15 protein-coding genes are annotated in these 17939 nt (G+C 54.3%); 11 read left to right on the top strand and 4 right to left on the bottom strand.

What is annotated here, in order from left to right; genetic code table 11:
- The first annotated feature begins 14 nt into the window (after nt 1–14).
- The 9 genes from ftsW (at nt 15) to lpxC (ending at nt 10443) form a co-directional block, all read left to right on the top strand.
- Complete coding sequence (ftsW, locus tag HUK38_RS07940; RefSeq protein ID WP_182583791.1) at nt 15–1190, top strand: putative lipid II flippase FtsW; 1176 nt, start codon at nt 15–17, stop codon at nt 1188–1190.
- Entirely contained in the window at nt 1175–2260 is a 1086-nt protein-coding gene (gene murG, locus HUK38_RS07935; RefSeq protein ID WP_182583790.1) for an undecaprenyldiphospho-muramoylpentapeptide beta-N-acetylglucosaminyltransferase, read from the top strand. The genes ftsW and murG overlap by 16 nt, the downstream gene beginning before the upstream one ends.
- 130 nt (nt 2261–2390) lie before the next feature.
- Nucleotides 2391–3836 (top strand): UDP-N-acetylmuramate--L-alanine ligase, encoded by a 1446-nt coding sequence (murC, locus tag HUK38_RS07930; protein ID WP_182583789.1) that lies wholly within the window; start codon nt 2391–2393, stop codon nt 3834–3836.
- Nucleotides 3833–4762, top strand: a complete 930-nt coding sequence (murB, locus tag HUK38_RS07925; protein WP_182583788.1) for a UDP-N-acetylmuramate dehydrogenase — start codon at nt 3833–3835, stop codon at nt 4760–4762. The genes murC and murB overlap by 4 nt, the downstream gene beginning before the upstream one ends.
- Nucleotides 4749–5678, top strand: coding sequence for a D-alanine--D-alanine ligase (locus HUK38_RS07920; RefSeq protein ID WP_182583787.1), 930 nt, complete (start codon nt 4749–4751; stop codon nt 5676–5678). Before murB ends, HUK38_RS07920 begins: the two co-directional genes overlap by 14 nt.
- A 39-nt stretch (nt 5679–5717) precedes the next feature.
- Nucleotides 5718–6539 (top strand): cell division protein FtsQ/DivIB, encoded by an 822-nt coding sequence (locus tag HUK38_RS07915; protein ID WP_182583786.1) that lies wholly within the window; start codon nt 5718–5720, stop codon nt 6537–6539.
- A gap of 7 nt (nt 6540–6546) precedes the next feature.
- Nucleotides 6547–7779 carry a cell division protein FtsA gene (gene ftsA / locus HUK38_RS07910; protein ID WP_182583785.1) on the top strand — a complete coding sequence of 411 codons (1233 nt, stop codon included), beginning with the start codon at nt 6547–6549 and terminating at the stop codon, nt 7777–7779.
- Nucleotides 7780–7961: 182 nt separating this feature from the next.
- Nucleotides 7962–9182 (top strand): cell division protein FtsZ, encoded by a 1221-nt coding sequence (gene ftsZ / locus HUK38_RS07905; RefSeq protein WP_182583784.1) that lies wholly within the window; start codon nt 7962–7964, stop codon nt 9180–9182.
- Nucleotides 9183–9531: 349 nt separating this feature from the next.
- A complete protein-coding gene (gene lpxC, locus HUK38_RS07900) occupies nt 9532–10443 on the top strand; it encodes a UDP-3-O-acyl-N-acetylglucosamine deacetylase (RefSeq protein ID WP_182583783.1) in 912 nt (303 codons plus the stop codon).
- A gap of 247 nt (nt 10444–10690) precedes the next feature.
- Here lpxC and HUK38_RS07895 read toward each other — a convergent pair whose 3' ends face one another.
- Nucleotides 10691–14251, bottom strand: coding sequence for a sulfite exporter TauE/SafE family protein (locus HUK38_RS07895; RefSeq protein WP_182583782.1), 3561 nt, complete (start codon nt 14249–14251; stop codon nt 10691–10693).
- On the opposite strand from HUK38_RS07895, the gene HUK38_RS07890 reads away from it, so the two are divergent.
- Complete coding sequence (locus HUK38_RS07890; RefSeq protein ID WP_182583781.1) at nt 14250–14417, top strand: hypothetical protein; 168 nt, start codon at nt 14250–14252, stop codon at nt 14415–14417. The genes HUK38_RS07895 and HUK38_RS07890 overlap by 2 nt on opposite strands.
- 242 nt (nt 14418–14659) lie before the next feature.
- Here HUK38_RS07890 and HUK38_RS07885 read toward each other — a convergent pair whose 3' ends face one another.
- The gene (locus HUK38_RS07885) at nt 14660–16018 is read right to left on the bottom strand and encodes a sensor histidine kinase (RefSeq protein WP_182583780.1); all 1359 of its coding nucleotides are present in this window, start codon (nt 16016–16018) and stop codon (nt 14660–14662) included.
- Nucleotides 16019–16114: 96 nt separating this feature from the next.
- On the opposite strand from HUK38_RS07885, the gene HUK38_RS07880 reads away from it, so the two are divergent.
- The gene (locus HUK38_RS07880) at nt 16115–16654 is read left to right on the top strand and encodes a Uma2 family endonuclease (protein ID WP_182583779.1); all 540 of its coding nucleotides are present in this window, start codon (nt 16115–16117) and stop codon (nt 16652–16654) included.
- Nucleotides 16655–16902: 248 nt separating this feature from the next.
- Here HUK38_RS07880 and HUK38_RS07875 read toward each other — a convergent pair whose 3' ends face one another.
- Nucleotides 16903–17556: a response regulator transcription factor gene (locus HUK38_RS07875; RefSeq protein ID WP_182583778.1), complete on the bottom strand. Its 654-nt coding sequence runs from the start codon at nt 17554–17556 to the stop codon at nt 16903–16905.
- Between the two features lie 2 nt (nt 17557–17558).
- Entirely contained in the window at nt 17559–17897 is a 339-nt protein-coding gene (locus HUK38_RS07870) for a PepSY domain-containing protein (RefSeq protein WP_182583777.1), read from the bottom strand.
- Nucleotides 17898–17939 lie beyond the last annotated feature (42 nt).

The raw sequence follows: 17939 nt of genomic DNA, 5'->3' as shown, positions 1-17939 counted from the left end.
GAGGATAGTCAACTATGAGCAAATATTCCGATAGCATGGCGCCGCCGCTGGACTATCCATTATTATTTACCGTGCTATTTTTATTAGGATTCGGTTTTATTATGGTGTCGTCCGCGTCCATGCCCATTGGCGCCCGCCCGCCATTAAATAATCCGTTTCATTATGTGTGGCGTCATCTATTCGCTTTAACATTAGCATTTGGCGCGGCGTGGGTGTGCTATTTGATCCCACTCAATCGCTGGGCGGAATACGGCACCTGGTTATTTTTATTCGGCATTAGTTTGTTAATTCTAGTGTTAATTCCCGGCGTTGGCACGACCGTCAACGGCGCTACGCGCTGGATTCGACTGGGGGTATTAAATGTCCAAACCTCCGAGTTAATGAAGTTATTTGCCGTGATTTATGTCTCCAGTTATTTGGTGCGCCGCCAAGTAGATGTCATCACCACCGTCACCGGTTTTATTCGCCCAATGTTATTTATCGGCGTGGCGGCGGCGCTGATTGTTATTCAACCCGACTTCGGCACCGCGGCCGTGTTAATTGCCACCGTGTTAGGTTTATTATTCCTCGGCGGAGTGCCGTTAATTCACTTTGTCATTCTGTTTGGCTTAGTGTTATCGGCATTAGTCGTGCTGGTATTAGTGGAACCGTACCGCCTCGTGCGCGTGACATCATTCATGCAGCCATTTGCCGATCCATTCAACACCGGTTATCAATTAAGCCAGGCGTTAATTGCATTTGGGCGCGGTGAATGGCTCGGCGTGGGATTAGGCAATGGCATTCAAAAGCAGTATTTTTTACCCGAAGCGCACACCGATTTTTTACTCGCGGTAATTGGCGAGGAATGCGGTTTACTCGGCATTGCGGCGGTGATTGGCGGATTTGGGTTTATTGTATGGCGGGCGTGGGCAATTGGAACGCGGGCAAAAGCGGCGAATGAGTTATTTGCATCCTATACCGCGCACGGCATTGGTTTATGGCTTGGATTGCAGGCGTTTGTTAATGCCGGGGTGAATACCGGTTTATTACCGACGAAAGGGATTACATTACCGTTTATGAGTTACGGCAGTAATGCGGTGATTGTTGCTACCATGGCGGCGGCGGTGTTATTGCGCATTGATAGTGAATTACGGCGCAAAACACCTGTATCAACGGCGGCGGCGGGAGGGCGGCGATGGGCGCACGCATAGCAATCATGGCGGGCGGGACGGGCGGGCATGTGTTTCCCGCGTTGGCGGTGGCTGAACAATTGCGCCAGCTTGGACTTGAGCCATTTTGGATCGGCACTCGCGCTGGATTGGAAGCACGACTCGTGCCAGCGCACGGGTTGGAGATCGAGTGGTTGACAATTGAAGGGCTGCGCGGCAAGGGCGTTAAAACAGTGTTACGCGCTCCGCTACGCTTGACGCAGGCGCTGCACGAGGCGGCGCAGATTCTCAACCGCCGTGATCCGGCGGTGGTACTTGGGATGGGCGGATTTGTCGCGGGACCGGGCGGCGTTGTGGCGCGATTGCAGGGGCGGCCGCTGGTGATTCACGAGCAAAATCGCATTCCCGGCTTGACCAACCGCTGGCTGGCGCCGTGGGCAACGCAAGTGTTTCAAGCATTTGCGGACAGTTTTCCCGCCAAACGCGGCGCAATCACGGTGGGCAATCCGGTGCGGGCGAGTTTGACGGCGCTGCTACCGCCGGCGGGTCGTTGGGCCGAGCGGTTGGCAACCAATGCGGCGGTGCGATTGCTGGTGTTGGGTGGATCACGCGGGGCGTTGGCGCTGAATACGCACATTCCGCGCATGTTGACCGAGTTGCCCGAGTTGATCCGCCCGCAGGTGTGGCATCAAACGGGTGAGTTGACCTTTGACGCGGCGCGGGCGGCGTATGCCCAGGCGGGGGTCACGGCGCGGTTGGTGCCGTTTATTGATGACATGGCGGAGGCGTATGACTGGGCGGATGTGGTGATTTGCCGGGCGGGGGCGTTGACGATTTCCGAACTGGCGGCGGTGGGATTGCCGGCGATTTTGATTCCATTTCCGCACGCGGTGGACGATCACCAAACCAGTAACGCGGCGGTGTTGACCGAGGTTGGCGCGGCGTATTGTGTGCAGGAGCGGGCGTTGGCGCCGCAGACGTTGGCGGCACGATTGGCGGCGTTGTTGACCGATCCGTGCAAGCGGTTGGAAATGGCGACGGCAGCGCGGCAGTTGGCCTGTCCTGATGCCGCGCTGCGCATTGCCGCGAGTTGTCAGGCGCTGGCGAATTAAAGAAATCCCCCCTGCCCCCCTTTTGCAAAGGGGGGTAAAGATCACCCCCTTTGCAAAAGGGGGTCGCTCGCTACCGCGAGCGGGGGGATTTTCCCACAACAAAATCACTTTAGAATTCAACACGATCCACATGCCACATCACACCAATCACCACACCGCCCACACGATGGGCCGCATCCGCTGCCTGCACTTCATCGGCATTGGCGGCGCCGGCATGAGCGGCATTGCCGAACTGCTACTCACGCTCGGCTATCACGTCCAGGGCAGCGACCGCCGCGCCAGCGACACCACGCGGCGGCTCGGTCAACTTGGCGTAAAAATCCACCTCGGTCACGCGGCCGCCGCCATTACCGGCGCTGACGCCGTTGTGATTTCCAGCGCCATTGATCCTGATAATCCCGAGTTAATTGCCGCCCGCGCCGCCCGTTTACCCATTGTGCGCCGCGCCGAAATGCTCGCTGAATTGATGCGTTTTTATTACGGCATCGCGGTTGCCGGGACACACGGCAAAACCACCACCACCAGTTTATTAGCCAGTTTATTTGCCGCGGCCGGGCGTGATCCGACCTTCGTCATTGGCGGAAAATTAAATAGCGCCGGTACTCACGCCCGCCTCGGCACCGGCAAATATTTAATTGCCGAAGCGGATGAAAGCGACGCCTCATTTTTATTTTTACAACCGACCATCGCCGTCGTCACCAACATTGACGCCGACCACCTTTCGACTTACGGCAACGATTTCAATCGGTTACGCGATACTTTTGTCGAATTTTTACACCACCTGCCGTTTTATGGATTAGCCGTCCTCTGCGCCGATGATGTTGAAATTCAACGCATTTTGCCGCAACTCGCCCGCCCGGTGCGCACCTACGGCATCACCGCCGACGAGGTAGATTTACGCGCCAGCAACATCCGCCAAGTTGGGCTGCAAACCCATTTTGACTTGAGTGGCCGCGACTTAGACGACTCAGTTGAAATGACGCTCAACTTGCCCGGACAGCATAACGTGTTAAACGCGCTCGCCGCCATCGCCGTCGGGCTGGAACACGAGCTGGGCATCGCCGCGATGCAACTGGCGCTCAGTCAATTTCAAGGCATCGGCCGGCGCTTTGTCGCCCGCAACCTGACCACCGCCGCCGGCTGCGCGATCACACTGGTTGACGACTACGGTCATCACCCGCGAGAACTCGCCGCCACGCTCGCCGCCGCCCGCGCTGCGTGGCCGGGACAACGACTGGTGGTGATTTTTCAACCGCACCGCTACTCGCGCACCCAAGAACTGTTCGACGATTTTGTCGCCGTATTAGCCGCCGTTGACCGCCTGATCTTGACCGAAGTGTACGCCGCCGGTGAAACACCACTGGCTGGCGCGGACGGCCGCAGCCTAAGCCGCGCCATTCGATCACGCGGGCAAGTTGAGCCGATTTTTGAACCCGATTTGGCGGAAATCCCCGCCATGTTGCAGCGGTTACTCGAACCTGACGACGTGGTGCTGACGCTCGGCGCAGGTGACATCGGCGCACTCGCGGCGCAGTTGCCCGAATTGCTCACCGATCCCGGGACGCCGCCGCTGTGACCTGCGCATCCGTCCCCGTCACACTGTTACGCGGCCGGTTACGCCGTCGCCACCGCCTGGCGCACCACACCACCTGGCGGGTCGGTGGCCCCGCCGACTGGTTTTATCGCCCCGCTGACCGCGTTGATTTAATTGGATTTTTACGCAGTCAAGCGCCCGACCAGCCGCTGGTGTGGCTCGGTTTGGGCAGCAACGTCTTGATTGCCGACGCGGGTTTTGCCGGCACCGTGATCTACACCCCGGGCAGCTTGACCGAATTGATACTCGATACCACCAGCGGCGTGGTCACGGTCGAAGCGGGCGTCACCGGGTCAAAATTGGCACGCACCACCGCTGGCGCGGGCTGGTCGGGATTGGAATTTTTAGCCGGCATCCCCGGCACCGTCGGCGGCGCACTGGCACTCAACGCCGGCGCGTGGGGGCAGGAAACGTGGCAACACCTGCGGCGGGTGTGGACGGTAGATCGCGCTGGCGTGGTGCGCGAACGGGATCGCAGCGACTACCGCGTTGGCTACCGGCACGTCGAATTGTGCGCAGACAACGGCGGCACCGAGTGGTTTTTAGCGGCCGAATTCGCGCTGATCGCCGCTGATCCCGCCGTACTCACCACCCGCATCAAAGAATTACTCGCCCGCCGCCGCGCCAGCCAACCTACCGGCTTGCCCAGTGCCGGCTCCGTGTTCCGCAATCCGCCGGGCGACTACGCCGGGCGGTTAATCGAGGCGGCCGGGTTGAAAGGACTGCGCTGCGGCGAGGCGCAGGTCTCAACGCAACACGCTAATTTTATTATTCACTACGGACAGGCTTCTGCTTCTGATATTATTCAGCTAATCCAACAGATACAGCGCAAAGTTGCAGAGCAGTATCACGTTTTGTTGCAACTTGAAGTTCATGTCATAGGGGCTTGTCACCATGATGAATTTTGATCCCCACGCCGTCGGCAAGGTCGCGGTGTTATTTGGCGGGCGCTCGGCGGAACGTGCCATTTCACTCAAGAGCGGACAGGCGGTGCTGACGGCATTGCAGACGTTGGCGGTGGACGCCCACGCGCTCGACCCGGCGGACGCGGATTTTTTTGCCCAATTGCAGACCGGCCAGTTCGACCGCGCATTTATCGTGTTACACGGCCGCGGCGGCGAAGATGGCGTGATGCAGGGGATGTTGGAACAGTTGGGCATTCCCTACACTGGCGCGGGCGTGTTGGGATCGGCGCTCGGGATGGATAAAGTCCGCAGCAAGTTGATTTGGCAAGGCGTAGGATTGCCGACGGCGGGATTTGTCACGTTGCGCGGCGAAGCCGATTTGACCGCCGCGGCCGCGCTGGGTTTTCCGCTGATGATTAAACCAGCGCGGGAGGGGTCGAGTATCGGCATGGCGCGGGCGGAAACGGTTGCAGAATTGACCGCCGCGTGGCAGGCAGCGGCGCAGTACGATGCCGAGGTGATTGCCGAACGCTGGTTGCCGGGGCCGGAATACACCTGCGCCATTCTCGGTGAACAGGCGCTGCCGTTGATTCGACTGGAAACCGACCACGTTTTTTACGATTACGACGCCAAATATCACGCCACCACCACGCGCTACCATTGCCCGTGTGGGTTGACGGCGGCAGTGGAACGCGAGATTCAGGCGCTGTGTCTGCGGGCATTTCACCTGCTCGGCGCCAGCGGTTGGGGACGGGTGGACGTGATGCTCGATGCGGCAGGACAGGCGACCTTGTTGGAAATCAACACGGTGCCGGGCATGACCGATCACAGTCTCGTGCCAATGGCGGCGCGGGTTCACGGACTGAGTTTCGAGGAATTGGTGGCCGCCATCTTGACCACCAGTCAGCCAACCACCTGAGCGTTACTCCGAATCACCTAACCACCCGGCACCGCTGCTATGGCTACGCATTACCGCCACCCACCTGCCAATCACGCCACCGCCCGCCCGCTGCTGGCGACCTTTGCCGTGTTGAGTGTGATTGCCGCCGTGTGGATTGCGATTGCCTGGGAGCCGCGCCTACTGCCGATCCGCGTCGTCACGATTGCCGGTGAGTTGCACGCGCTGTCGCGCACCGCGTTACAAGCGACCATCGCATCACAAATGCGCGGGGGTATTTTGACGCAAGATTTAACCCGCTTGCAGCGCGAAATTCAGGCGCTGTCGTGGGTGGCGGAGGCGACGGTGCGGCGGCGCTGGCCGGATCGGCTGGAGTTGCAAGTGCGCGAACGGCAACCGCTGGCGCGGTGGGGCGAAGATCAACTGGTCACGCTCGATGGCGCAGTGTTTCGGTTTGAAGGGGGCGAAATGCCGAGTGGTTTGCCGCAGTTAATTGGTGCCGATGCGCAGGACGCCGGTCAATTGGTGCAACAATATTTGACTTGGCAACCGCGCCTGACCCCGCTGGGTTTAACGCTGGAACGCCTGCAACGTGACCGGCGCGGCGATTGGCGGCTCTTTTTCACCAATCAATTGGAAGTGTGTTTGGGAACAGAAGAGGTCGCGCTGCGCTTTGAACGCCTGCTGGCGGCGTATCCGCGCCTGAGTGCCGTCGGTCAAGCGGCGCGGTTGGATTTGCGCTACAGCAACGGGATCGCGGTGCGTTGGTTACAACCGAATCAAGCACCGCATCAAGTGCCGCCGGCGCCTGCTGCTGTGCGTGGTGAACGAATGGCAAAATTATCATTCGGTTTATCTATTCAGCAGCGTCTTACGGAGTAATGAGACTATGTCCAGACGGCGCGATCATTTAGTCGTCGGCCTCGATATTGGCACGTCAAAAATCGCCGCATTGGTGGGCGAAATCAAACCCGACCAAAGTATTGAAGTGATTGGATTAGGCACTCACACCTCACGCGGATTAAAAAAAGGCGCGGTGGTTGATATTGAATCTACCGTTCAATCCATTCAACGAGCGATTGAAGAAGCCGAATTGATGGCCGGCTGTGAAATCCACGCCGTTCATGCCGGAATTGCCGGCAGTCATATTCGCAGTTTGAATTCTCACGGTGTCACGGCAATTAAAGATCACGAAGTGGTGCAAGCGGATGTGGATCGTGTGATTGATGCGGCACGAGCGGTGGCTATTCCCGCCGATCAACGAATACTTCACATTTTGCCGCAAGAGTTCATTATTGATCATCAGGATGGCATTAAAGAACCCATTGGCATGTGCGGGGTGCGTTTAGAAGCGCGGGTTCACATGATTACTGCCGCGGCCAGCGCCGCGCAAAATATCATTAAATGTATTCAACGCTGCGGATTAGAAGTGGATGATTTGGTGCTGGGGCAATTAGGTTCAAGCTACGCCGTATTAACCGAAGATGAAAAAGAATTAGGCGTGTGTTTAGTGGACATGGGCGGTGGCACCACGGATTTAGCCGTCTTCACTGATGGGGCTATTCGCCACACCGCCGTCGTGCCAATTGCCGGCGATCAAGTGACTAATGACATTGCCGTCGCATTGCGCACCCCAATGCACCACGCTGAAGTGATTAAAATCAAATACGCCTGCGCCATGGCCCAATACATTGGCGAAGATGAAACGGTGGAAGTGCCAAGTATTGGTGATCGCCCGGCGCGGTGTTTATCACGCCATACACTCACCGAAGTGGTGGAGCCGCGCTATGAAGAATTATTTGCGTTATTACAGGGTGAATTACGCCGCAGTGGTTTTGAAGATGTCGTGCCCGGCGGCATTGTCTTAACTGGTGGCTGTGCCAAAATGCCCGGTTTAATTGAATTAGCCGAAGAGGTTTTTCAAATGCCGGTGCGCCTGGGGCTGCCGCAGTATTTTATGGGTTTAGAAGAAACGGTGAATGACCCGATTTATTCCGCCGGTATTGGCTTATTAATTTATGCCAAACAACACCGTTCGTTGATGCGACCTGAGTTTGGTGAACGGCATCGCGTCACGGCGGTATTCGATCGAGTACGTTCATGGGTAAGCGGTAATTTTTGACGATCTAAGTTCAGTCAGTCCCGCGTGACCGGCAATTGGCCGGTGTGATTTGATGATGATTGCAGAATAGTATACGACGGTTATTCGGCGATTGAATTGATTAATCGAAATAATTGACCGTCACCATGGCAGCGAACGCACCCTCGCGCTCGTCACAACTGAGGAATTAAGGAGTAATGAAAATGCCTTTTGAATTAATGGATACTCAAACCCAAAATGCCGTTATTAAAGTCATCGGGATCGGTGGCGGCGGCGGCAATGCAATTAACCACATGGTGGAATCATCCATCTCGGGTGTGGAATTCATTTGCGCGAATACCGATGCGCAAGCATTAGAAAGTTCCAGCGTTAAAACCATTTTGCAATTGGGTGCCGCCGTCACCAAAGGCTTGGGCGCGGGCGCTGATCCACAAGTTGGGCGTAAAGCCGCTGAAGAAGACCGCGAGCGTATTAAAGACGCATTGGAAGGCGCAGATATGGTGTTTATTACCGCTGGCATGGGCGGTGGTACGGGAACGGGGGCGGCGCCGGTTGTGGCTGAAATTGCCCATCAATTGGGTATTTTAACCGTCGCAGTGGTGACTAAACCTTTTCCATTTGAAGGTTCAAAACGCCGCAAAATTGCCGAGCAAGGCATTGCCGAATTGGCCAAATATGTGGATTCGTTAATTACCATTCCGAATGAAAAACTGCTGGCGGTATTAGGCCGCGAAATGAGTTTATTAGACGCCTTCCGCGCCGCCAATGATGTGTTATTAAATGCAACCCAAGGCATCGCTGAATTGATTACCCGCCCGGGGTTAATTAACGTGGACTTTGCCGACGTTAAAACCGTTATGTCCGACATGGGCGTCTCCATGATGGGGACAGGCTCGGCCACCGGCACCAACCGTGCGCGTGATGCAGCGGAGGCGGCCATCAACAGCCCGCTGCTGGAAGATATTGATTTGGCCGGCGCACGCGGCATTTTGGTCAACATCACCGCCGGCGGCTCCTTGACCATCGGCGAGTTCACCGAAGTGGGTGATACAGTACGCGACTTTGCCGACGAGGAGGCAACGGTCGTGGTCGGCACCGTGATCGATCAGGACATGATTGACGAGCTGCGCGTGACGGTGGTGGCGACCGGCTTGGGTGAACGTGCTGTTGCTGCGGTGCAACAGGGGCGGGGTGAGCAACCCAAAATTCGGCTGGTCAGCAATGAACATGACCGCAATATCGCGCCCGACTACCGCGAAATGGAACAACCGGCGTTTATGCGCAACAAGCGGACTGGCAGCAACAATGCGAATGTCACTTCCGCCGCCGCACCGCAACCTGAACATACTCACGCGCATAACAATCCGGTTGCTGATTTGGAATACCTTGATATTCCAGCATTTTTACGCCGCCAAGCTGACTAGACTGCATGGTAGGCGGTGTTAATCCCTCCCTTTTCCGCATCCCCCTGCCACCCTCGGCGCCGTGTCACATCAGCACACGGCGCCGGCGGGTGTGACCAACAACTCGGGATCGCGTTGCAATAAAACGACGTGGTAAAAAAATGTTATTCTTAGGGTCGCAGGGTGCTTGATTGTACCTCGGGAAAACCCTAATATGGCTCACAACGCCAACGGTGCAAAACCCACCTCGCGTAATGCTCTTAAAGACATCCCCTAATTAACGATTACTCGACGCATCCGCCGTCGGGGCATTCAACCCCGCTGCCTGACCACTCTGCGCGGGAATTAAAGTGAATGGAGAACTCACCGCATGATCCGGCAGCGTACCCTGAAAAATCTCATTCGCACCACTGGTATTGGCTTACATACCGGTGAAAAGATTTCATTAACTTTACGCCCCGCGCCACCCGATACCGGCATTATCTTTCGCCGTGAAGATTTGTCACCGTCGGTGGAAATTAAAGCCAATCCCGCCAGCGTGGGTGATACGCGCTTATCCACCACGTTAATTCAAGATGACGTGCGCATTTCCACCGTTGAACATTTATTATCCGCCTTTGCTGGATTGGGAATAGACAATGCGTATGTGGATGTCAGCGCCGCCGAAGTCCCCATTATGGATGGCAGCGCCGCGCCCTTTGTTTTTTTAATTCAATCGGCCGGTATTGAAGAACAAATGCGCTTAAAACAATTTATTCGGATTAAACGCTCGGTGACTGTCTATGACGGTGATAAATACGTCCGCTTTGATCCATTTGACGGATTCAAAATGACCTTTTCAATTGAATTCGAGCATCCCGCCTTCACCTCCCGCGCCCAAACCGCCACCATTGATTTTTCCACCACGTCATTTGTCAAAGAAGTCAGCCGCGCCCGCACCTTTGGCTTTTTACGCGATATTGAAGCCCTGCGCCAACAGCATTTAGCATTGGGTGGCAGTCTGGATAATGCAGTGGTGGTGGATGATTACCGCATCTTGAATGAAGAAGGCTTGCGTTATGATGATGAATTTGTCAAACACAAGATGCTCGATGCGATTGGAGATTTATATCTTTTGGGGCATCCGTTAATTGGCGCATTTCATGGGCATAAATCGGGTCACGCATTAAATAATCGGTTATTGCGCGCCCTCTTGGCTGAAGTTGATGCGTGGGAAAAAGTGTCTTTCCAAGACACATTAGAATTGCCCATCAATTACGCCCAACCGGTATGGGTATCCTGATTTTATAGTCAATCTAAAATCATTTGATTTCAGTATGGTCATTAATTCTACAAATAGAATCGTCATTCCCGCGCCAGCGGGAAACTAGAATACGGTGCGTCTGGATTCCCGCAGACGTGGGAATGACGAGTAGCATTTTATATTGGCTTAACGATAATTAGAATGCGGGGTGGCAAAAACTGCACCAATGCACTGCGCAAATAACGCGAATGATGCGCGTCATTCGTTCAGCACATCCTAATTGATGTCAACTCATGTGTTTTGTGGTAAATGCCGCTAACACATTCGGCGGTAAACCAATTGGAATAATTTGCGCTTGGGCGCGTTCGGCAAATAACCGCAAGTCTTCCGCAACCATTGCCCAACATGGCGCACCAATTAACGGTGCAGGGCCGCAGGTGCGCACCTCCATCTCAATACCCGTCGCGGTTAATGACAAATTAATTTGAATCCACACCGGCGCCGGTTCGTGACCATGCGCACGAACATACAAAGCGATTTGAATATCAATTAAATTAGTTGCCAAACGTGGGCGGCTAGTTTCAACGCGGTTTAATACACAATTTGGATTACGGCAGCGTTCACGCAATGCAAATGCCAATTCCCGATCTACAAAGACACCAATTGCGTGTTCAATCGCCGCCAGCCGCCGGCCACTGGTGCGAATGCGTTTAGAATAGGACGTGTGATCGCGCAATTCATCTCGAATCACTCGCCGTAACCGATCAAAGCCTTTTGGCAAAATCCCGCTATGAAACCCGCGACATAAAATGCCGCGTATGGTTTCGCCGTGTTCGCCGACAATAGCCGGCTCAATCATCTCATCATGTAATTGAGATGAAGCATAACGGCGCAGGCGATGGGTATGATTGGCTTCATACAATCGCCAGTTTTCTTTTAATTCCCATACTAAAAACCCAAATAAACCCGGTAATAAAACGATGGTGAGGGTGACGAGTGGATAGGCGATTAACTTGGGTAAAACTGATTCGGTGACAGTAATAAAAACGCTGGTGATGGCGGGTAATAACGGTAATAAGAGTTTATGACCGACGGTGACAATCGGGAAATGTTTAACGGGATTGACCTGCGGTTCAATTAACACGGTGATGTAAAACTGCATTAATCCTTCGAGTAAATGCCACACCGGCGTTAAAATCATTTTAACAATGAAACTTGTCCAGTGTTCGGCTAAATGGTGGGTGAGCGATTCATCCACGCGGTGCAAAATTTGGGCAAAACGGCGGGTGAGTTCTTTGAAAAATGCCAGCAATTGTCGAATCGCGCCGAGGATTAATGTTTGATTGATGCGGCGGAATAACCAGACGGTTGAGGTAATAAAATTGTCTAAAAACCGCCGCCCAGTTGGCGTGTTGCGCACTAGGGTGCCTAATGCAAAGGCTAGACTTAATAACCACACGCCGGGGCGGATGGGGACTTCTTCAACAATGACGGCTAATCCCATAATGGGAATGAGTGGGAGAATGCCGATCAATAACGGCGCAATTAAATGCCGCCCAATGCCGCGCATGAGTTGCGTATTTAATAATTGCGCTAACGGTGGCCAGCGTAATAATTGACGCAGCCCTTCGCCGAATAACATGTAGCCAATGGCGTGACTTGTGGCGCTGACACCACGCCAGACGGCGCGGCTGATATGCCAACCGATGTTGGTGTATAGCAACAGGTTGACGGTGCTGCCGATGCCGATGACGGTCATGGCTTGGGCGAATTGAATACCACCGTCGCCTATTGGCAACAGGTGTTGGAATAAGTCCAAACTTTTCAATCCCAAGTACGCGCCGCCAAACGGGATGAGGACATGACGCAACAGGTTGCGGCCGCTGTTGTTGCCAAACAACGGTGCGGAGAGTTGCTGTAATCCGAGGATGTAAATTTCGCCGGGACGATAGACGCCCGGGAGTACCCGCGCTGCCATGCGGTCGAAACGGCGCAGGCGGTCGCCGTGAAAAAACTCGTCCACGCTCGGATCCGGCAACCGTAAAATGTTACGCGCAACGATGTCGCGCACGTCGGTGAACTTGAGATGGCGGCGCAGGCGGATCACGTCTAGCAATTCGCGTACCATTTTGTGCGCGGCGATGCGCTCGCGGTGATTGCGCGGGATGAAGCCGGCATCGTGCATGGCGCGTTCTAAACGCGGCGTCAGTTGTGCCTCGAGGCGACTGGTCAGGCGGTGGGTGAGGCTGTCGAGCGTGATGCTAAAACGTTCTAACTCGGGCATCGGCCAGGGCAATTCTTCCAACCGGGCGCGGGCGACGGCGAGCGCTCGCAGGGCGCGCAGTGGTGATTGAAACGGCAAAATCTGCCGCATCCGCACTCGGCCGCCGTTGATCAACCAGTGCCAGGGGCGCAGGCGGTAATCATCGTGGCGCGTTTCCAACAGTACCTGCTCTAATTGCAACAGTAGCGTCCGCGCCGGCTGGACGGCGGTATGACCGCGATCTGTTGCTACTAATCGTTGCACAAAAGTGTGCAATTCCGCGCCGGTGTGCGCATCCAGTTTGAGTTTGGCGGCAAGCAAATACGCCAACGCATCGCAACTGGCGCTCTCGGCGGCGCTAAGTGCTTGACATAAGCGGTCATTGACGGGTTGACAAAAGCGTTGCAGGCGGCGCAGTAACCGTCGGGCATTAGCTAGATGTATCAGGGCGGTGGCAAATTGGTTGCGCAATTCGGCTCGTTGTGCCGCAGCCACAGCGTGGCGGAATAGTAACAGGCCGGCGTCTAGCCAAATACCGGTTGGCACGACTGGCTCAGGTGACCACCAGCGCCAGCGTTCGAGTGTCGGGGAAAATAATAGCCGCCCGACGATGCGACTCAAGCGGCCGCCGATGGCAGAAAAAATACAGCTAATCATAAGACGACGTTTACGCAACAGAACGCCTTGTTGATGAGCGGCGCGACAGCGGTTGGCCAGATCGGCAGTGGCAAGTGCGGATGCGGCCGGAATTGATTCCACTACTGGCGCAGGCGCTGTGTCTAATTGGTCATAGTTGCCCATGCGCAACAGAGCGGGGTGAAAATCGGGGTCACTTTGTCCGTAGGCGAGGGCAATTGGCAACAGTGGTAAATATGCACCAAGTTGTTGATGAGCGCCGCCGGGGCAGGTTTTGACCAGTAAATCAGGCAGTTCGGGGGTGGTTAGCGGTGCGGGTAAATCGAGTCCGCTGGCGGCGAGCCACGCATCCACTTGTGGCCAGGTGCGGATTGCTGGGAAGAAAAAGGCGCGGGCGCCGGGCGCAAAGTAACGTAACCGTATGATTAATGAGATAAAAGCGCGGCAGATGTGGGTGTCGTCCCAGATGGGTAGGGTGATGCCATCATGGGCGAGGACGGCGCGCAGTTCGATGTAGGCGTGGCTGCCGATCAACCGTTGTAATGCTGCAACACCAAATTGCGAGTGGTCGTGGTGGTGGTCGCGGGCGATCTGCCAGGTGCGGGCGATTTCGGCCTCGAACCGCCGTCCCCAGTAGTCGTAGCGCAGGCGGTCGAAGTCGCTGTCGTCTAAACGTTGCGTGTTGGGTGATGGCAACAAGATGACGTATTCCGGCAGGCGTAGTCCTTCGATCACGGACAGGGCTTCGGCATTTTCGGTTTCCAGCCCGAAGAGGAAGTCGTCGCGGGGCATCAGGTAGTAGGGCAGGCGCGGGATGGTGACGCCCTGTAATTGTATTGCTAATTGGCTGCTGATGAGGCGTTCGATGGCGCGGGCGTGGAAGAGGAACACCCCCGCGTCGGGTTGGAGAATCTGTTGCCGAACGGTTTTGGCAGTGAGGCTGGACATGGTGCTAGGCGGCGCGTTTTTTGCTTGTAACAACCGGCGCGTCCGTGCTGTCTGCCGCCGCGCCGGTGAAACCAATGAGTTGCTGACTGTAGCACTATTACCGCGCTGTGTCGTATTGGCAAATAGCGGCGTTTTAACCAGCGGCGCGGGGGAGAACGGTTTTTAATTGATCGGGCAATTAATTATAGTTAGTTATTACGCATTTTGGAATGGTTTTATTTGTTATTTTTGCGGTGTTTATTCAACGCCAATAGTCGTTTTAATATCTCATCACCCGCCAGGTTTGGCAAATAATCCTCCCAACTTTAGGCGCGGATAACGGCGGCATTTAATTACTGATGAATATGAATTAACCAGAGCGGATGTTTATTATCCAATTGGGTCAGTGTACGCTGGTTTAATTTTAATTCACCCCGCCAACGGCAATTGCACCCTTACGATTAACCCACTATTCGCCGCGCATTCAAATCGCACTGCCCCACCATAGGCATCCACGATGTCGCGCACAATTGCCAAACCTAAACCGCTACCGTCTTTGTGTTGATCGAGCCGCAAGCCGCGCTCACCTAAACGCGACAGTTGCATTTCAGCAACGCCAGTGCCGTCATCGCTGATGTCAATTTGTACCCAATTGCCAGTCACGTTGGCCGCAATCCACACGTTAGATCGCGCCCATTTCGCCGCATTTTCTAGCACGTTGCCGAGTAAATCGAACAAATCATCTGGCATCAGCGCAACGGCTAGATCAGGCGGAATCTCCACCTGCCACGTCAGCCGTTCGCCGGCGGGCGTCCGTTGTAATACACGCAACAGTCGTGTAATTGCCACATGCAACGCGACGTGCGCCTCATGCGGCGCCGTGCCGGCGCGGACGCGAGCGCGGATCAATTCTCGCTCGACCCGCCGCCGCATCGCTTCCGCCAATTGTTCAAGATTATCAGCGAGTTGCAGCTGCCCCTGCGCCCGCAACTGCTGGGCATCGGCCGCCAGAGCCGCCAGTGGCGTTTTTAACCCATGTGCCAAATCTGCCGTCCACGCCCGCGCCCGTTCCACTGCCTGCGCTCGGTCGGTTAATAAATGATTTAATGCGTTAACTAATGGCATCACTTCGGATGGATAATTGGATGTTAATTCGCGGGCGTGACCAGCATTAACCATTTCAACGCCGCGTTTTAACGCATTTAATGGTTGTAAACCAATATAAATTTGCAACCAGGTCGCGGCGAGTAATGCCATTAAAAGTAGCATTAAATACGGTTGCATATCCGCTGCAAATGCGGCGCGAGCGGTCATTAATTCGTGACGATCTAATCCAATGATTAACCGCAGCACTAGGAATTGATGTTTGATTTGTAACTGCAATTGTCGTTCGCGCACGAGCAATTGCTGGTGATTCGGTCCGGGTAATTGGTGTGCATGAACACCGTCAGGCGCGATGGTGTCAACTGGCAATTGCAGAACGTAATCCCACAATGACCGTGAGCGCAATAAACCGAGTTGCTGGTCGGCGTCAATTTGCCAATATAAACCACTCAATGGCTGATTAAAACGGGGATCATTCAGCGGCTGGCGTAAATTGATACTGCCGTCGTCAGCAATAGTGACAGCCGCGGCGAGTTGATTTAATTGTAGGTGTAATTCGCTGCCGATGCGGCGTTCGACGTGGCGTTCAAATAAGGTGATTAAGCCAACACCGGCGCTAGTTAATGCAATGGTGCTGGAAATTAATGCGGCTAACCAGAGGCGGAGGCGTAATGAGCGGGACATAAATTGATCTCAGCATAATAGCCGTATTTTAATACGGGATGCGTTTTGCTATCATAAGCACTGTTGATTCTCCACCTAAATAACTGCGGGACTATTATGTCTCATGTCGTTAATTCTTATTTAATCAGTGTAACCGATTATCTCGCCGGTGAAGTATTTACAATGGCCGGCGCGAGTGAAGAACATGTCACAATTGCCGGCAATATTTTCGCGCTATTACGCTCACATTTGCGCGGCTGCGCTTGTCGCGTTTATATTGCTGACATGAAATTGCACATCGCCACTGCGAATAGTTTTTTCTATCCCGATGTATTTGTCACCTGTGATACGGCGGATGCGCGTGAACGGCAGTTGAAACGCGCCCCGACGGTAATTATTGAAGTCTTGTCAAAGACAACCGAAAACGATGATCGCGGTATTAAATTCGCACATTATCGGCAACTGCCCAATTTGCGTGATTATGTGTTAATTGACTCACGCCGCCGCGCCATTGAAATCTATTCCCGTCAAGATAACGACTGGCTATTCCAACCACTCGCATCCGATGCGCCACTTGTCATTCCGTCGTTACAGTTTTCATGCCGTGCGGATCAGGTTTATGAGGATGTGCAATTTGCTTTGCTGGATGATAATTAAGGTGGTTGACAGGTTTATTGCGGAGGTTAATGATGCGCGTATTCAAATTCACATCTTGGCAAAACGGTCAGTTTTATATCGGATTTTTCAATGATTATCCTGATTATATGACACAGGGTTTTAGTAAAGAAGAATTGGTGGAAAATCTTAAATCATTATTGGATGATTTGGAAACGAGGGAAATACCATATGTCAAAAAAATACCGCAGCAGTTGTCGGCTAAAGTGACGTTTTCAACTCGACTTATTTCATTCCACCACATACCCAAACCCACGCCGCGTTTGAATAAAGTGATTACCCAATTTTCGCCGGACTCGCCCAACCAATACCTCAACTGCATTTGAGTCGCGTTCAAAATCTTGCGCATATAAATGCTCGGTCAATTCCAACTGCGAAATGACACGCCCGGCATTTTGCATTAAATAACTAATTAACCGGTATTCCTGTGGTGACACATGCACCGGCACATCATTGACACTCACTGTCATTCGCCGCGTATCAATAGTCACCGCGCCGTTCACTAATAATGCGGTCGCTTGACCCGCCGCTCGTCGCACTAATGCCCGCACTCGTGCTAATAATTCCTCGACGCGAAATGGTTTGGGTAAATAATCATCCGCGCCCGCGTCAATTCCCTCCACGCGCTCGCGCCAATCACCTCGCGCACTCAAAATCAACACCGGCATAATGATTTGCGCAGCGCGCCAGCGGCGTAATACGGTTAAACCATCTAATTCTGGCAACCCCAAATCAAGAATGGCAGCGGCGTAATTTTCTATTTCACCCTGAAACCACGCTGTATTACCATCGCGGACGTGTTTAATGATAAAACCGCCGCCGGTTAATGCAGTTTTAATTACCGCCGCGACCTGCGCGTCATCTTCCACCAATAAAATGCGCATGATTAATCATTCTCAATCGTCAAAATGCGCCCGCTCGCCGCGTCCACGCACACCTCGCGCAAGCGCCCATTTGGCGCTAACACCTTGATTTCATACTGCCAATTGCCGCGGCCGTGATGATGTTGCCGCTCGAATTCGACGCTGACCACCTCGCCCGGCACCGCCGCCGTCACTTGCGCCAAAATGTCGGCTAATGGGCGCACTTCGCCGCGTTCGAGCGCGAAACGGGCGTGATCGTGGTCACGCGGATGGTGTTTGACGCCCTGCCACGACGGATCGGCCAACGCCAGCGGGGCAATGGCGACGAGCGCGAGTTGATTCAATAACCGTTTGATTTGCAATGTCCCACCTAATAATCCTGCCGAGCGCCACGCGCAATCTTA

The sequence above is a fragment of the Thiospirillum jenense genome, from assembly GCF_014145225.1.
In the GTDB taxonomy this organism is placed as follows: domain Bacteria; phylum Pseudomonadota; class Gammaproteobacteria; order Chromatiales; family Chromatiaceae; genus Thiospirillum; species Thiospirillum jenense.
This window is presented reverse-complemented; position numbering and strand designations above follow the sequence as displayed.

What these genes read in the sequence shown, in the direction of transcription:
- ftsW (WP_182583791.1), top strand. Translation starts at nt 15, where the DNA reads ATGAGCAAATATTCCGATAGCATGGCGCCGCCGCTGGACTATCCATTA.
- murG (WP_182583790.1), top strand. Translation starts at nt 1,175, where the DNA reads ATGGGCGCACGCATAGCAATCATGGCGGGCGGGACGGGCGGGCATGTG.
- murC (WP_182583789.1), top strand. Translation starts at nt 2,391, where the DNA reads ATGCCACATCACACCAATCACCACACCGCCCACACGATGGGCCGCATC.
- HUK38_RS07920 (WP_182583787.1), top strand. Translation starts at nt 4,749, where the DNA reads ATGATGAATTTTGATCCCCACGCCGTCGGCAAGGTCGCGGTGTTATTT.
- HUK38_RS07915 (WP_182583786.1), top strand. Translation starts at nt 5,718, where the DNA reads ATGGCTACGCATTACCGCCACCCACCTGCCAATCACGCCACCGCCCGC.
- ftsA (WP_182583785.1), top strand. Translation starts at nt 6,547, where the DNA reads ATGTCCAGACGGCGCGATCATTTAGTCGTCGGCCTCGATATTGGCACG.
- ftsZ (WP_182583784.1), top strand. Translation starts at nt 7,962, where the DNA reads ATGCCTTTTGAATTAATGGATACTCAAACCCAAAATGCCGTTATTAAA.
- lpxC (WP_182583783.1), top strand. Translation starts at nt 9,532, where the DNA reads ATGATCCGGCAGCGTACCCTGAAAAATCTCATTCGCACCACTGGTATT.
- HUK38_RS07890 (WP_182583781.1), top strand. Translation starts at nt 14,250, where the DNA reads ATGGTGCTAGGCGGCGCGTTTTTTGCTTGTAACAACCGGCGCGTCCGT.
- HUK38_RS07895 (WP_182583782.1), bottom strand. Translation starts at nt 14,251, where the DNA reads ATGTCCAGCCTCACTGCCAAAACCGTTCGGCAACAGATTCTCCAACCC.
- HUK38_RS07885 (WP_182583780.1), bottom strand. Translation starts at nt 16,018, where the DNA reads ATGTCCCGCTCATTACGCCTCCGCCTCTGGTTAGCCGCATTAATTTCC.
- HUK38_RS07880 (WP_182583779.1), top strand. Translation starts at nt 16,115, where the DNA reads ATGTCTCATGTCGTTAATTCTTATTTAATCAGTGTAACCGATTATCTC.
- HUK38_RS07875 (WP_182583778.1), bottom strand. Translation starts at nt 17,556, where the DNA reads ATGCGCATTTTATTGGTGGAAGATGACGCGCAGGTCGCGGCGGTAATT.